This window comes from Pseudomonas sp. MAFF 730105, assembly GCF_055380705.1.
The window spans coordinates 663,366-676,586 of the sequence record NZ_AP018438.1; the positions used below are offsets into that span (position 1 = coordinate 663,366).

Genomic DNA, 13,221 nt, shown 5'->3' on the forward strand with positions numbered 1-13,221 from the left:
TTCGGTTTTCAGGTGTTGCGGTACGGACGCCGATTTGTCATCAGGAGCCTTGTGCATGACACGCACTTCAAAAATCCTTGCCTGGAGCTTGGCCAGCCTTGCTGTCCTGCTGGCCGTGTTGGTGCTGGTCATCGTGTTCTTCGATTGGAACCGGATCAAGCCGACGCTCAACGCCAAGGTCTCCGAGGAACTGCATCGCCCGTTTGCCATCAACGGCAACCTGGCCGTGGTCTGGCAACGTGAGCCCGAAGAGGGCGGCTGGCGGGCCTGGGTACCGTGGCCCCATGTGGTAGCCGAGGATTTGAGCCTGGGCAACCCCGATTGGTTGAAGAAACCGCAGATGGCCACGCTCAAGCGTGTCGAGTTGCGGATATCCCCCTGGCCCTGCTGGCTCGGCGAGTGACGATTCCCCGGATCGACCTGACCGAACCCGACGCCAACCTGCAACGCCTGGCTGATGGACGTGCCAACTGGACCTTCCAGTTCGATCCGAAGGACCCGGACGCCAAACCGTCGAGCTGGGTGATGGACATCGGCGCCATCGGCTTCGACAAGGGGCACGTCACGCTTGACGACCAGACCTTGAAGACCCGACTCGACCTGCTGATCGACCCGCTGGGGAAATCCATTCCATTCAAGGATATCGTCGGCGAAAAGGCCGCGAAAAAGGTTCAGGACCAGGGCGCGACGCCTCAGGACTATGGGTTCGCCTTCAAGGTCGACGGACAGTATCACGGACAGGACCTCAGTGGTTCCGGCAAGGTCGGCGGTCTGCTGGCCTTGCAGAATGCATCGCAACCCTTTCCCCTGCAGGCCCAGATCAAGACCGCCAATACCCGTGTCGAACTGGCCGGCACCCTCACCGACCCGATGAATCTCGGCGCCCTGGACCTGCGGCTGAAACTGGCCGGCACCAGCCTTGCTCATCTGTACCCACTGACCGGCGTGACCTTGCCGGATTCGCCGCCCTATGAAACTGACGGTCATCTGATCGCCAAGCTCCATGAGCCGGACGGGGCGCTGTTTCGCTATGAGGCATTCAACGGAAAGATCGGCGACAGCGACATCCACGGTGACCTGGCCTACGTCGCCAGCCAGCCACGGCCAAAACTCAGTGGCACGCTGGTATCCAATCAGCTGTTGTTCAGCGATCTGGCGCCGCTGATCGGCGCCGATTCCAACACCGAACAGAAGGCCCGCGGCAGCGCCAGCAAGCAGCCATCGGACAAGGTGCTGCCCGTGGAGGAGTTCCGCACCGAGCGCTGGAGCGCGATGGACGCCGACGTGGAGTTCACCGGCAAGCGCATCGTCCACAGTGCGCAGTTGCCGTTCACCGACCTCTACACGCACTTGGTGCTCAACGACGGACAATTGAGCCTTGAGCCCCTGCGTTTCGGCGTCGCCGGTGGCCGACTCGATGCGCAGATCCGCCTCAACGGGCAGGCCCATCCCCTGGAGGGCCAAGCGAAGTTGACGGCGCGAGGATTCAAGCTCAAGCAGCTATTCCCCGGCTTCGAACCGATGAAAACCAGTTTCGGCGAGCTCAACGGCGATGCCGATATCAGCGGGCGCGGCAATTCGGTCGCGGCGTTGCTGGGTACTTCCAACGGTACGCTGAAAATGCTCATCAACGACGGTGCCATCAGCCGCGAGCTGATGGAGCTGGCAGGGTTGAACGTGGGTAACTACGTGATGGGGAAAATCTTTGGCGACAAGGAGGTGAAAATCAACTGTGCAGCGGCGGACTTCGACATCAAGACCGGCCTGGCAACCACCCGCCTGTTCGTATTCGACACGGAAAACGCGATTATCTACATCGACGGCACGGCGAACATGGCCACGGAGCAACTGGACCTGACCATTTCTCCGGAATCCAAGGGCTGGAGGCTGATTTCCCTGCGCTCGCCCTTGTATGTGCGGGGCAAGTTCGCCAAGCCCTCCGCCGGGGTCAAGGCCGTGCCGCTGATGTTGCGCGGTGCCGGGATGGTGGCGCTGGGTGTGATCGCCGCGCCGGCGGCCGGCTTGCTGGCCCTGGTGGCCCCCAGCGGTGGCGAGCCGAACCAGTGTGCGCCGCTGCTGGAGCAGATGAAGGCGGGCAAGGCGCCGGTGACGGTCAAGCCGACACGGTAATTCGGAGATTTGCGGTGAGGCGGCTGGCCTCATCGCGAGCAGGCTCGCTCCCACATTGAGGGTGTACACCTATCGAATGTGGGAGCGAGCCTGCTCGCGATGGGGTCTTACAAATCGGCCAGGATATCGGCCATGTCATCGGCGTGTTCTTCTTCCTGGGCCAGGATGTCCTCGAAGATACGCCGGGTGGTCGGGTCCTTATCCCCCATGTACTGGATGATTTCCCGGTAGCTGTCGATGGCGATCCGCTCGGCCACCAGGTCCTCGTAGACCATTTCCTTGAGGGTGTTGCCTGCCACGTACTGTGCGTGGGAGTTGCGGGTCAACAGATCGGGGTTGAACTCCGGCTCGCCGCCCAGTTGCACGATGCGCTCGGCCAGTTTGTCGGCATGTTCGGCTTCCTGGTTGGCGTGTTCGAGGAATTCGCTGGCCGCCACGCTGGCCTTGAGGCCGGTGGCCATGAAGTAATGGCGCTTGTAACGCAGCACGCACACCAGCTCAGTGGCCAGTGCTTCGTTGAGCAGGCGCACGACTTCCTGTCGATCGGCGTTGTAGCCCTCGGTCACCGCGCCGTTCTGCACGTTCTGCCGCGCACGTTCGCGCAGGGTCGTCACATCGGATAAGTGCATGTCGCTCATCTCGTTCTCCTGGAGGCTGATCCGGTTGGGGGGCGTCGCGCTCTCGAGGCGCGATCGCTTACAAGGTTGGGAGTGATGAGCGAGGCAAAAGTTTTATGGGATGTGCCAGCTCTTACAATGATGACCAGGCGTCATGAAGGGCGCCTAGACTGCTCTTCAACCCCATCATCAATCACAAGGACGTCCATATATGTCGCAACGCTGCGCCACTCGCTACCCGCTGGTGCTGGTCCCTGGCATGCTCGGGTTCATCCGCCTGGTGTTGTATCCGTACTGGTATGGGATCGTTTCGGCGTTGCGCCGGGGTGGCGCGGTGGTGGTGGCGGTGAAGGTCTCGCCGCTGCATTCGTCCGAGGTGCGCGGCGAACAATTGCTGGCGCGGATCGAGGAGGTCCTGCGGCAAACCGGCGCGGCCAAGGTCAACCTGATCGGCCACAGCCAGGGCGCCCTCAGTGCCCGTTATGCGGCGGCCCGGCGCCCGGACCTGGTGGCCTCCGTCACGTCGGTGGCCGGTCCCAACCACGGTTCCGAACTGGCCGACTACCTGCTGGCCCACTATCCGCCGAACAGTGCCAAGGGGCGCATGCTCAGCGCGGTGCTGCGGTTGATCAACGCGCTGATGAGCCTGCTCGAAACCGGCTATCGCGGGCCGAAGCTGCCGGTGGACCTCCATGCTTCCCATGAATCCCTCACCACTGCCGGGGTGGCGCGCTTCAATGAGCGTTATCCACAGGGGTTGCCTGAAACCTGGGGCGGGCAGGGGGCTGAAGAGGTCGACGGCGTGCGTTATTACTCCTGGTCCGGGATCCTGCAACCCGGCAAGACGGACAAGGGGCGCAACCTCTTCGATGGCACGAACCGCAGTTGCCGCCTGTTCGCCCGGACTTTCGTACGTGAGGCGGGGCAGTGCGATGGCATGGTCGGACGCTTCAGCTCGCACCTGGGTACGGTCATCGGTGATGACTACCCACTCGACCATTTCGATATCGTCAATCAGTCCTTGGGGCTGGTGGGCAAGGGGGCCGAGCCGATCCGGTTGTTTGTCGAGCATGCAGAGCGCTTGAAAGCGGCCGGTGTCTAGGCCCTGTACGAAGAACCTTGATGCTCGTTCATGCTGCGTTGAAAACAGCCTCGCCTGACCTTCGTCTCAAGACTTTTCGTACAGAGCATAGGGCTGCGTTGTCTACACTGGATTCATCGCCGTCACGGTCGTGCGGCATTCAGGAGAAAACGTCATGAAGATGTTGCGTGTCCCTTTGTTGATGATCGGTTTGCTGCTGTGTTCCCAAGGCTTCGCTGCGACGGCCCAACAGACCAAGATGACCACCTGCAACGCCGATGCCACCGCCAAGGCGCTCAAGGGCGATGAGCGCAAGGCCTTCATGAGCACCTGCCTGAAGACCAAGCCGCCTGAAGTACGGGCAACGCCGCAGGAGCGCATGAAAACCTGCAACGCCGACGCGACCACCAAGGCGCTCAAGGGCGACGAGCGTAAAGCGTTCATGAGCAATTGCCTGAAGAACAAGTAACGCAGTGTCTGTCGCGAGTTTCTGTGGGAGCATGGCTTGCCCGCGATGCAGGCGCCTCGGTTTACGTTGAGACCGAGGTGACCCTGTCGCGGGCAAGCCATGCTCCCACAGGGCCCTCACGGCTACTGCAAAATCCCCTGAACCCCGACCAAAGTCGGCCGATACAATCCCTAGTGCTGTCGGCGGAAGGCTGGCAGACTGCCGATCCTTTCACGCCGTTTTTGGTTCTGAGGCTGTATGCCAACGTTTTCTCAGCGTCATGTGTTGTTGGTGATCAGTTGGGTGATCATTTTTGGTGGGTTGCTGCTGGTGTTGCCGCTACGCCTGTTGCCAAGCCTGATGGCCGGGCTGCTGGTGTTCGAGCTGGTCAACATGCTCACCCCACAGTTGCAGCGATTGATCGAAGGCCGACGTGCCCGCTGGCTCGCGGTAGCGTTGCTGGGCACCCTGGTGGTCAGTGTGCTGTCGTTGATCTTCGCCGGTGCAATCAGCTTCCTGCTGCATGAAGCGGAAAACCCCGGTGCATCCCTGGACAAGTTCATGGCCGTGGTCGACCGCGCCCGCGGACAGTTGCCCCCCTTCATCGACGCCTACCTGCCGGCCAGCGCCGCCGAGTTCCGGGTAGCGATTGGCGACTGGATGAGCAAGCACCTGAGCGACTTGCAACTGGTGGGCAAGGACGCGGCGCACATGTTCGTGACATTGCTGATCGGCATGGTGCTGGGGGCGATCATTGCCTTGCAGCGCGTCCCCGACCTGACCAAGCGCAAGCCCCTGGCCGCCGCACTGTTCGATCGCCTGAGCCTGTTGGTCAAGGCGTTCCGCAACATTGTCTTCGCCCAGATCAAGATTTCCCTGCTCAACACCTTCTTCACCGGGATTTTCCTGGCGGTGGTGCTGCCGCTGTTCGGCATCAAGCTGCCGCTGACCAAGACCCTGATCGTGATGACCTTCCTGCTGGGTTTGCTGCCGGTCATCGGCAACCTGATGTCCAATACTCTGATCACCATTGTCGGCCTGTCGCTATCGATCTGGGTTGCCGTGGCGGCACTGGGTTACCTGATCGTGATCCACAAGCTCGAATACTTCCTCAACGCCCGCATCGTGGGTGGACAGATCAGCGCCAAGTCCTGGGAACTGCTCATGGCGATGCTGGTGTTCGAAGCGGCGTTCGGCCTGCCGGGGGTGGTGGCGGGGCCGATTTACTATGCGTATCTCAAGAGCGAGTTGAAGCAGTTGGGGATGGTCTGATTCCGGGAATGCATTGTCTGATCCGGCCCCTTCGCGAGCAGGCTCGCTCCCACAGGTGACCGAGTCTCTTCAGCAAGCACCCGGTGCAATGTGGGAGCGAGCCTGCTCGCGAAGGCCGCCCCGCAATATCAGGTCAGGCCTGGGTCCCGTAGCGCTTCATCGCCTCGATCGCCAACCCGCTGCCAATGCTCCCGAAGATGTTCCCTTCCACATGCCGCGCCTTGGGCAGCATGGCCGAGACGCTGTTGCGCAGGGCCGGGATGCCACTGGAGCCGCCGGTGAAGAACACCGTGTCGACCTGATCGACGCCAATGTTGGCGTCGCCGAGCAGTTGCGTGACGCTGGCGCGAACCCGCTCCAGCAGACCGTCGATAGCCGATTCGAACAATGCGCGGCTCAGGTCCACGCTCAAGCCCGGTTCGATCCGGTCCAGGGCCACGTGGCGCTGGTCGGCGTGGGTCAGCTGGATCTTGGTTTCTTCCACTTCCATCGCCAGCCAATGCCCGGCGCGCTGTTCGATCAACTTGAACAGTCGGTCGATGCCGCCGGTGTCTTCGATGTCGTAGCGCATGCTGTTCAGGGCCAGGGTGGATTTCTGCGCATACACTGCGTTGATGGTGTGCCAGGTCGCCAGGTTCATGTGGTGGCTGGTGGGCATGTAGGCGCCGCTTTTCATCCGGCTGCCATAGCCGAACAGGGGCATCAGGCCCTGTAGGCTCAGTTGCTTGTCGAAGTCGGTCCCACCGATGTGCACGCCGCCGGTGGCGAGGATGTCGGCGTGGCGGTTGTCGTGGTTGCGGCGTTCGGGAGACAGGCGTACCAGGGAGAAGTCCGAAGTACCGCCGCCGATGTCGACGATCAGCACCAGCTCTTCTTTTTCGATGGTCGATTCATAATCGAATGCCGCAGCGATGGGTTCGTACTGGAACGAGACCTCCTTGAAGCCGATGGCGCGAGCCACCTCGACCAAGGTGTTTTCGGCCTCCTGGTCCGCCAGCTCATCGTCATCGACGAAAAACACCGGGCGGCCCAGCACCACTTCCTCGAACTCCCGACCAGCGGTCGCCTCGGCGCGTTTTTTCAACTGGCCGATGAACAGGCCGAGCAAGTCCTTGAATGGCATCGCCGTGCCCAGCACGCTGGTGTCGTGCTTGATCAGCTTGGAACCGAGCAGGCTCTTGAGCGAGCGCATCAGCCGGCCTTCGTAGCCTTCCAGGTATTCGTGCAGGGCCAGTCGGCCGTAGACCGGGCGGCGCTCCTCCAGATTGAAAAATACCACCGAGGGCAGGGTGATCTTGTCGTCCTCCAGCGCGATCAGCGTTTCCATGCCGGGGCGCAGCCAGCCGACGGTGGAGTTGGACGTGCCGAAGTCGATGCCGCAGGCACGGGCTGGGGATGCGTTTTTCATGTCTTTCAGGTTCCGGTCGAAAAAACGGCCGCGCAGTGTATGCCAGTGCGGCGCGGATTCGAAGGCCGGTTATCCGCTAATTCGCACTCTCAGCCTTGAAAGACAGCGTTGGACCCCCAAACTTGTCGGCATGAGACTGGCAGCCACAGGGCGGACACAAGAACCGCCACCGGTTGCCGATAAACTTCTGAAGCGCCGCCAGGTCCCAATCTTGAGATGGATCAACCCGGTGCCCGCTGTTCGGGGCATGCTGTGGACGGTGGTGCGACATCGATAACGGGTGGTGATGCTTAGATGGACTTCAAAGACTATTACAAGATCCTGGGTGTGGAACCGACGGCTGACGACAGCACGATCAAGGCTGCCTATCGCAAACTCGCGCGCAAATACCACCCGGATGTCAGCAAGGAAAAAGACGCCGAGACCAAATTCAAGGATGTCTCCGAAGCCTATGAAGCGCTGAAAAGCGCCGACAAACGCGCCGAGTACGACGATCTGCGTCGATATGGCCAGCACGGCCAGCCGTTCCAGGGGCCGCCGGGCTGGCAGAGCCGCGGTGGTTTCGGGGGCCAGGATACCGGGGATTTTTCAGACTTCTTCAGTTCGATCTTTGGCAATCGCGGGCCAGGATTCGGGGGCGCACAGTCAGGTCGCAGCGCCGGCCGTCGGGGGCAGGACGTGGAGATGGAATTACCGATTTTCCTGGAAGAAGCCCTGTCGAATGAGTCGAAAAAGGTCAGCTTCCAGGTGCCGCAGTACAACGCGGCGGGCCAGCACGTCAGCAACACCAGCAAAAGCCTGAACGTGAAGATCCCGTCAGGCGTGACTGACGGCGAGCGGATCCGCCTCAAGGGCCAAGGCGCGCCGGGTATTGGTGGCGGGGCCAATGGCGACTTGTACCTGACCATTCGCTTTGCCCCGCACCCCAAATTCGATGTCGAAGGCCAGGACCTGATCATCACCCTGCCGCTGGCGCCCTGGGAGTTGGCGCTGGGCACCGAGGTGGCCGTCCCGACCCTCACCGGCAAGATCAACCTCAAGGTCCCGGCCGGCAGCCAGAACGGCCAGCGCATGCGCGCCAAGGGTCATGGCCTGCGCAACAAGGCCGGTGAGCGCGGCTACCTGTTCATCCAGCTCAAGGCCGTGATGCCCAAGTCCAACGACGAAGCGGTCAAGGCTTTGTGGGCAGAGCTGGCGAAGAAAGCCGCGTTCGATCCACGGGAGAATTTCTGACGGCGGGGCCTTTGCCAGCCCTGCCCTATCAAGGTATTGGGAGAAGCACACCATGAGCAACCCGATCATTGAACTGAGCCTGACGGAGTTCTGCGAGGCCGCCGCGTTGCAGGATGTCCATGTGATAGAAATCGTCGCCCATGGCATCCTCGAACCCCACGGCGCGGCCCCGACGGACTGGCGGTTCACCGACTACGAGCTGGTCCTGGCCCGTCGTGCCGCCAAGCTGCGCCGCGAGCTTGAACTGGAATGGGAAGGCGTCGCCGTGGCGCTGGATCTGTTGGAAGAAGTGCAACAACTGCGCACCGAGAACCGCATGCTCAAGCAGCGGTTGGGGCGGTTGGTGGAGTGATGCTCGCTCATTAGCTAGAGCCAATCCTTGTGGCGAGGGGATTTATCCCCGCTGGGCTGCGCAGCAGCCCCTATTTTTTTGCGGTTGCTGCGCAACCGAGCGGGGATAAATCCCCTCGCCACAGGGGGCTGTGTTTACCCAGGGCCCTCTTTTCAAGTCAAAACAGAAAATACCGCTGCGCCATCGGCAGCGACTCGGCCGGCTCGCACCACAGCAACACACCGTCGGCCTTGACCTGATAGGTCTGCGGATCGACGTCGATGTCCGGCAGGTAGTCGTTGTGGATCAGGTCGGTTTTCTGCACCCCCCGGCAACCCTTGACCACCGCGATTCTTTTCTTCAGGCCTAACTGTTCCGGCAGGCCCGCATCGGCGGCCGCCTGGCTGATGAAGGTCAGGCTGGTGGCATGTCGCGAGCCGCCGAAGCTTGCGAACATCGGTCGGTAGTGCACCGGTTGCGGTGTCGGGATCGAGGCGTTGGCGTCGCCCATCAGGCTCGCGGCAATCGCTCCGCCCTTGAGGATCAGCGTCGGCTTGACGCCGAAGAACGCCGGGCGCCACAGCACCAGGTCGGCCCACTTGCCCACTTCGATGGAGCCCACTTCATGGCTGATGCCATGGGTGATCGCCGGGTTGATGGTGTATTTGGCGATGTAGCGCTTGATGCGGAAGTTGTCGTTGCCTTCGCCGTCGCCGGGCAGGGCGCCGCGTTGTTTCTTCATTTTGTCCGCAGTCTGCCAGGTGCGCAGGATGACCTCGCCGACGCGGCCCATGGCCTGGCTGTCGGAGCTGATCATCGAGAACGCGCCGAGGTCATGGAGGATGTCTTCGGCGGCGATGGTTTCGCGGCGGATTCGGCTTTCTGCGAACGCCACGTCTTCGGCGATGCTTGGGTCCAGGTGGTGACAGACCATCAGCATATCCAGGTGTTCGTCGATGGTGTTGCGGGTGAACGGCCGGGTCGGGTTGGTAGAGCTGGGCAACACGTTAGGGAAACCACAGGCCTTGATGATGTCCGGCGCATGACCGCCGCCGGCGCCTTCGGTGTGGTAGGTGTGGATGGTGCGCCCCTTGAGGGCGCCCAGGGTGGTTTCCACGAAGCCGGACTCGTTGAGGGTGTCGGTATGGATCGCCACCTGCACGTCGTACTGGTCGGCCACGTTCAGGCAGTTGTCGATGGCTGCCGGGGTGGTGCCCCAGTCTTCGTGCAGCTTCAGGCCGATGGCGCCGGCCTTGACCTGTTCGATCAAGGGCTCCGGTAGGCTGGCATTACCCTTGCCGGTGAGGCCGATGTTCATCGGGAAGGCGTCGGCGGCCTGGAGCATGCGCGCCAGGTGCCATGGGCCGGAGGTGCAGGTGGTGGCGTTGGTACCGGTGGCTGGGCCTGTGCCGCCGCCGATCATGGTGGTGACGCCGCTCATCAAGGCCTCTTCGATCTGCTGTGGGCAGATGAAGTGGATGTGGGTGTCGACGCCGCCAGCCGTGAGAATCATGCCTTCGCCGGCAATCACTTCGGTGCTGGCGCCGATGGCGATGGTCACATCGGGTTGGATGTCCGGGTTGCCAGCCTTGCCGATGGCCGCGATGCGTCCGTCCTTGAGGCCGACGTCGGCCTTGACGATGCCCCAGTGGTCGATGATCAGCGCGTTGGTGATCAACGTGTCCACCACCTCCGCGGCCAGCAGCTGGCCCTGGCCCATGCCGTCGCGAATCACCTTGCCGCCGCCAAATTTCACTTCTTCACCGTAGGTGGTGAAGTCCTTTTCCACTTCGATCCACAGCTCGGTATCGGCCAGGCGGACCTTGTCACCGACGGTGGGGCCGAACATGTCGGCGTAGGCTTGTCTCGAGATCTTCATGTGCTTTCCTGATCGTTCCCATGCTCTGCGTGGGAATGCCGCCATGGACGCTCTGCGTCCGCTTGTGGGACGCGGAGCGTCCCGAGATGCATTCCCACGCAGAGCGTGGGAACGAGCTGTGACCTAGAGGTCGCCCATGATCCGCCCGGCAAACCCGAACACCCGGCGATGCCCGGCCAGGTCCACCAGTTCCACCTCGCGGCTCTGCCCCGGCTCGAAGCGCACGGCGGTGCCGGCCGGGATGTTCAGGCGCATGCCGCGGCTGGAGGCGCGGTCGAAGGTCAGGGCGTCGTTGGTTTCGAAGAAGTGATAGTGCGAGCCGACCTGGATCGGCCGGTCGCCGCTGTTGGCGACGGTCAGCGTCACGATACGGCGGCCGACGTTGAGTTCGATGTCGCCGGGCTGGACCTGGTATTGGCCTGGAATCATTGCGGTTGTCCCAAAAGCTTGTAGTAGATGGCGGTCGGGGTGTACGTCCCGTCCGGGCTCTGGCAGTAGTCGGGCAGTTCACCGACACGGGTGTAGCCCATGGCGCGGTAGAACGCCTCGGCCTCGGAGCCGGCCTCGGTGTCGAGGTACAACAGGCCACGCTTGTGCTGGCGGGCGCCGAGCTCCAGGGCACTCATCAGCTGCTGGCCCAGGCCCCGCCGGCGGGCCTCGCCTCGGACCAGCAGTTTCTGCACTTCGGCGCGGTTCAGGCCGTTGGGCTTCTGACACAGGGCAAGCTGGACGCTGGCCTGCACCTGTTCGTCCTTGACCACGACCCACAACAACAGACTGCCCTGATTGAGGCTGGTCTGGACTTCGTCGAAATAGGCGCGGGCCTGGACCGCATCGAGATCGGCCATGAAGCCGACACTGGCGCCGTACCCCACGGCGTCGAGCAACAGATCAATCAGGCCTTGGCGGTAATGCGCAAAGCTTTCGGCGTGGACTCGACGCAACTGGGCGGCGTTCATCTGATGTCACTCCTTGTTGGAAACAGGCGCAGGTGCCCCGGGATTGAGGATCAACTGCATGAAAGTCAGGTCCAGCCAGCGACCGAACTTGGTCCCCACCTGGGGCATCTGCCCGGTGATGACGAAACCGGCCCGCTCGTGCAAACGAATCGAAGCCGCGTTGCCGCTTTCGATGGCGGCGACCATGACGTGTTTGCCACACGCCTTTGCGCGCTCGATCAACACCGTCATCAACCGTGGGCCGAGGCCATTGCCACGCTGGTCGCTGCGCACGTACACCGAATGCTCCACGGTGTGCCGGAAGCCGTCGAAGGGGCGCCAGTCGCCGAAGGCAGCATAGCCGAGTACATGTTCTTCGCCGTCGACGATCACCAGCACCGGGTAGCCCTGGAACTGCCGCGCATCGAACCATGTCTGGCGGTTGCCCAGGTCCACGGCCTGTTCGTTCCAGATCGCCGTGGTGTTGAGCACCGCGTCGTTGTAGATGTCGCGGATGGCGGGCAGGTCCGCCGGGAGCGCGTCACGAATCCGATACGTCATGGCACGGTCCTCAGGCGATCGGCTGATGGACGGTGACCAGCTTGGTGCCGTCGGGAAAGGTTGCCTCGACCTGGATCTCCGGGATCATTTCCGGGATGCCTTCCATCACCTGTTCGCGACTCAGCAGGGTGGTGCCGTAATGCATCAACTCGGCCACGGTCTGACCGTCGCGGGCGCCTTCGAGCAGGGCCGCGGAAATGTAGGCCATGGCCTCCGGGTAATTGAGTTTCAAGCCGCGGGCCAGTCGCCGCTCGGCGACGAGGCCGGCGGTGAAGATCAACAGCTTGTCTTTTTCGCGTGGGGTCAGGTCCATGTGTCATCCATAAGGGCAGATAAATAGTTCGAGCCAAAACAAGTTCCCTGTGGGAGCGAGCCTGCTCGCGATAGCCATTGAACATTCAACATGGATGTTGACTGACCCACCGCCATCGCGAGCAGGCTCGCTCCCACAGAAAAGCAATTCAGGTGCTCCAGATCCGAGGTGGCACGGCTTCTCGACCCAGCAGCGCCGGCCGCAGTAACCGCCACAACTCAACCAGCCACCCCCGCGCCAGCAACGCCTCGCTCGCCAGGCACCGCGCCACGACCAGCCCCGGCAACTGCGTCAGGTCCCCACGCACCGCGTGGCCCAGGGAGCGACACTGCTCCAGCAGTTCACTGTCGATCTCGCCCGTCACCAGCAGCGTCGCAAACACCGGGTCGCCGCCCAGCCCGATGGGTGAGTCCAGTAAACCGTCGCCACCGACGATGCGCTGGCGCTCATGCCACAACAACTGTCCGTCGCGGCGAATGTCCAGCCGCGATTGAAAGTGTCCCAGGTCGAAGCGCTCGCCGCTGGCGGGGCGGCCGAGGGCAACCATGTCCCAATAAAACAGGCGCCCGTCGCCCTGCAAGTCGATGGACGTGCCGAGTTCGGCCTGGGCGGCGCTGAAAACAATGGTCTCCTGGGGCAACCACTCCAGTGTCGCCCCGGCTGCCACGCTCAGGCTCAGTTGCTGACAGGCAGGCGCCGTGGCGCGGTACCACTTGGCCGCGCCGGGGCTGGTCAGCTGTGCCCAGGCGCCGGGGCCGACGTGAGCCGAGATCGCCAATCGGTCACCGCCAGCAATGCCCCCAGGCGGGTGGACAATGATGTGTTGGCACACCTCGGGCCCTTCGGCATACAAATGTTTTTGCACCCGCAGCGGGCCTTTATGGCGGCGTTGTACCGGGCGCGTGCTGTCGCCAAAGCGGGCGTAGGCCAGCTCCAGCTCGGCGTGCCAGCAGGGCGTGAACAGGGCAGGTGCAGAGAGAGGTAGATTCATGATTTCTGATTATTGTCCG

The 13,221-nt window shown here is 62.5% G+C and carries 13 protein-coding genes and 1 pseudogene; 6 read left to right on the top strand and 8 right to left on the bottom strand.

The features are described from left to right. Positions 1 to 55: 55 nt before the first annotated feature. A pseudogene (locus PCOSP_RS02875) lies at positions 56 to 2,130 on the top strand (AsmA family protein). 107 nt (positions 2,131 to 2,237) lie between these two features. Here PCOSP_RS02875 and PCOSP_RS02880 read toward each other — a convergent pair. After that, complete coding sequence (locus PCOSP_RS02880; RefSeq protein ID WP_139646709.1) at positions 2,238 to 2,768, bottom strand: ferritin-like domain-containing protein; 531 nt, start codon at positions 2,766 to 2,768, stop codon at positions 2,238 to 2,240. A 190-nt stretch (positions 2,769 to 2,958) separates the two neighbouring features. Between PCOSP_RS02880 and PCOSP_RS02885 the strand changes: the two genes are divergently transcribed. The 3 genes from PCOSP_RS02885 to PCOSP_RS02895 all read left to right on the top strand — a co-directional run bounded on the left by PCOSP_RS02885 (position 2,959) and on the right by PCOSP_RS02895 (position 5,548). After that, a complete protein-coding gene (locus PCOSP_RS02885; RefSeq protein ID WP_139646707.1) occupies positions 2,959 to 3,849 on the top strand; it encodes an esterase/lipase family protein in 891 nt (296 codons plus the stop codon). A 154-nt stretch (positions 3,850 to 4,003) separates the two neighbouring features. Continuing rightward, positions 4,004 to 4,297: a PsiF family protein gene (locus tag PCOSP_RS02890; RefSeq protein WP_464710267.1), complete on the top strand. Its 294-nt coding sequence runs from the start codon at positions 4,004 to 4,006 to the stop codon at positions 4,295 to 4,297. A gap of 237 nt (positions 4,298 to 4,534) precedes the next feature. Continuing rightward, a complete protein-coding gene (locus tag PCOSP_RS02895) occupies positions 4,535 to 5,548 on the top strand; it encodes an AI-2E family transporter (RefSeq protein ID WP_139646703.1) in 1,014 nt (337 codons plus the stop codon). 133 nt (positions 5,549 to 5,681) lie between these two features. Here PCOSP_RS02895 and PCOSP_RS02900 read toward each other — a convergent pair whose 3' ends face one another. Next, positions 5,682 to 6,956 (bottom strand): Hsp70 family protein, encoded by a 1,275-nt coding sequence (locus PCOSP_RS02900; RefSeq protein WP_464710269.1) that lies wholly within the window; start codon positions 6,954 to 6,956, stop codon positions 5,682 to 5,684. A gap of 294 nt (positions 6,957 to 7,250) precedes the next feature. Here PCOSP_RS02900 and PCOSP_RS02905 point away from each other — a divergent pair, with 294 nt between their 5' ends. Both PCOSP_RS02905 and PCOSP_RS02910 read left to right on the top strand, forming a co-directional pair. Further along, positions 7,251 to 8,189 (top strand): DnaJ C-terminal domain-containing protein, encoded by a 939-nt coding sequence (locus PCOSP_RS02905; protein ID WP_139646699.1) that lies wholly within the window; start codon positions 7,251 to 7,253, stop codon positions 8,187 to 8,189. A gap of 52 nt (positions 8,190 to 8,241) precedes the next feature. Further along, positions 8,242 to 8,541 carry a chaperone modulator CbpM gene (locus PCOSP_RS02910; protein WP_464710270.1) on the top strand — a complete coding sequence of 100 codons (300 nt, stop codon included), beginning with the start codon at positions 8,242 to 8,244 and terminating at the stop codon, positions 8,539 to 8,541. 157 nt (positions 8,542 to 8,698) lie between these two features. On the opposite strand, the gene ureC is transcribed toward PCOSP_RS02910, so the two are convergent. The 6 genes from ureC to PCOSP_RS02940 all read right to left on the bottom strand — a co-directional run bounded on the left by ureC (position 8,699) and on the right by PCOSP_RS02940 (position 13,202). Beyond that, positions 8,699 to 10,399, bottom strand: coding sequence for an urease subunit alpha (gene ureC / locus PCOSP_RS02915; RefSeq protein WP_464710271.1), 1,701 nt, complete (start codon positions 10,397 to 10,399; stop codon positions 8,699 to 8,701). A 123-nt stretch (positions 10,400 to 10,522) separates the two neighbouring features. Further along, positions 10,523 to 10,828: an urease subunit beta gene (locus PCOSP_RS02920; protein ID WP_464710272.1), complete on the bottom strand. Its 306-nt coding sequence runs from the start codon at positions 10,826 to 10,828 to the stop codon at positions 10,523 to 10,525. After that, the gene (locus PCOSP_RS02925) at positions 10,825 to 11,358 is read right to left on the bottom strand and encodes a GNAT family N-acetyltransferase (RefSeq protein ID WP_139646692.1); all 534 of its coding nucleotides are present in this window, start codon (positions 11,356 to 11,358) and stop codon (positions 10,825 to 10,827) included. Before PCOSP_RS02925 ends, PCOSP_RS02920 begins: the two co-directional genes overlap by 4 nt. A gap of 6 nt (positions 11,359 to 11,364) precedes the next feature. Further along, complete coding sequence (locus PCOSP_RS02930; RefSeq protein ID WP_464710274.1) at positions 11,365 to 11,898, bottom strand: N-acetyltransferase family protein; 534 nt, start codon at positions 11,896 to 11,898, stop codon at positions 11,365 to 11,367. Between the two features lie 10 nt (positions 11,899 to 11,908). Continuing rightward, positions 11,909 to 12,211: an urease subunit gamma gene (ureA, locus tag PCOSP_RS02935; protein WP_003197350.1), complete on the bottom strand. Its 303-nt coding sequence runs from the start codon at positions 12,209 to 12,211 to the stop codon at positions 11,909 to 11,911. Between the two features lie 148 nt (positions 12,212 to 12,359). Continuing rightward, positions 12,360 to 13,202: an urease accessory protein UreD gene (locus PCOSP_RS02940; protein WP_175385565.1), complete on the bottom strand. Its 843-nt coding sequence runs from the start codon at positions 13,200 to 13,202 to the stop codon at positions 12,360 to 12,362. Positions 13,203 to 13,221 lie beyond the last annotated feature (19 nt).

Bases quoted from the DNA above. Each gene is read 5' to 3' on its own strand.
- PCOSP_RS02880 (WP_139646709.1), bottom strand. From the start codon at position 2,768: ATGAGCGACATGCACTTATCCGATGTGACGACCCTGCGCGAACGTGCG.
- PCOSP_RS02885 (WP_139646707.1), top strand. From the start codon at position 2,959: ATGTCGCAACGCTGCGCCACTCGCTACCCGCTGGTGCTGGTCCCTGGC.
- PCOSP_RS02890 (WP_464710267.1), top strand. From the start codon at position 4,004: ATGAAGATGTTGCGTGTCCCTTTGTTGATGATCGGTTTGCTGCTGTGT.
- PCOSP_RS02895 (WP_139646703.1), top strand. From the start codon at position 4,535: ATGCCAACGTTTTCTCAGCGTCATGTGTTGTTGGTGATCAGTTGGGTG.
- PCOSP_RS02900 (WP_464710269.1), bottom strand. From the start codon at position 6,956: ATGAAAAACGCATCCCCAGCCCGTGCCTGCGGCATCGACTTCGGCACG.
- PCOSP_RS02905 (WP_139646699.1), top strand. From the start codon at position 7,251: ATGGACTTCAAAGACTATTACAAGATCCTGGGTGTGGAACCGACGGCT.
- PCOSP_RS02910 (WP_464710270.1), top strand. From the start codon at position 8,242: ATGAGCAACCCGATCATTGAACTGAGCCTGACGGAGTTCTGCGAGGCC.
- ureC (WP_464710271.1), bottom strand. From the start codon at position 10,399: ATGAAGATCTCGAGACAAGCCTACGCCGACATGTTCGGCCCCACCGTC.
- PCOSP_RS02920 (WP_464710272.1), bottom strand. From the start codon at position 10,828: ATGATTCCAGGCCAATACCAGGTCCAGCCCGGCGACATCGAACTCAAC.
- PCOSP_RS02925 (WP_139646692.1), bottom strand. From the start codon at position 11,358: ATGAACGCCGCCCAGTTGCGTCGAGTCCACGCCGAAAGCTTTGCGCAT.
- PCOSP_RS02930 (WP_464710274.1), bottom strand. From the start codon at position 11,898: ATGACGTATCGGATTCGTGACGCGCTCCCGGCGGACCTGCCCGCCATC.
- ureA (WP_003197350.1), bottom strand. From the start codon at position 12,211: ATGGACCTGACCCCACGCGAAAAAGACAAGCTGTTGATCTTCACCGCC.
- PCOSP_RS02940 (WP_175385565.1), bottom strand. From the start codon at position 13,202: ATGAATCTACCTCTCTCTGCACCTGCCCTGTTCACGCCCTGCTGGCAC.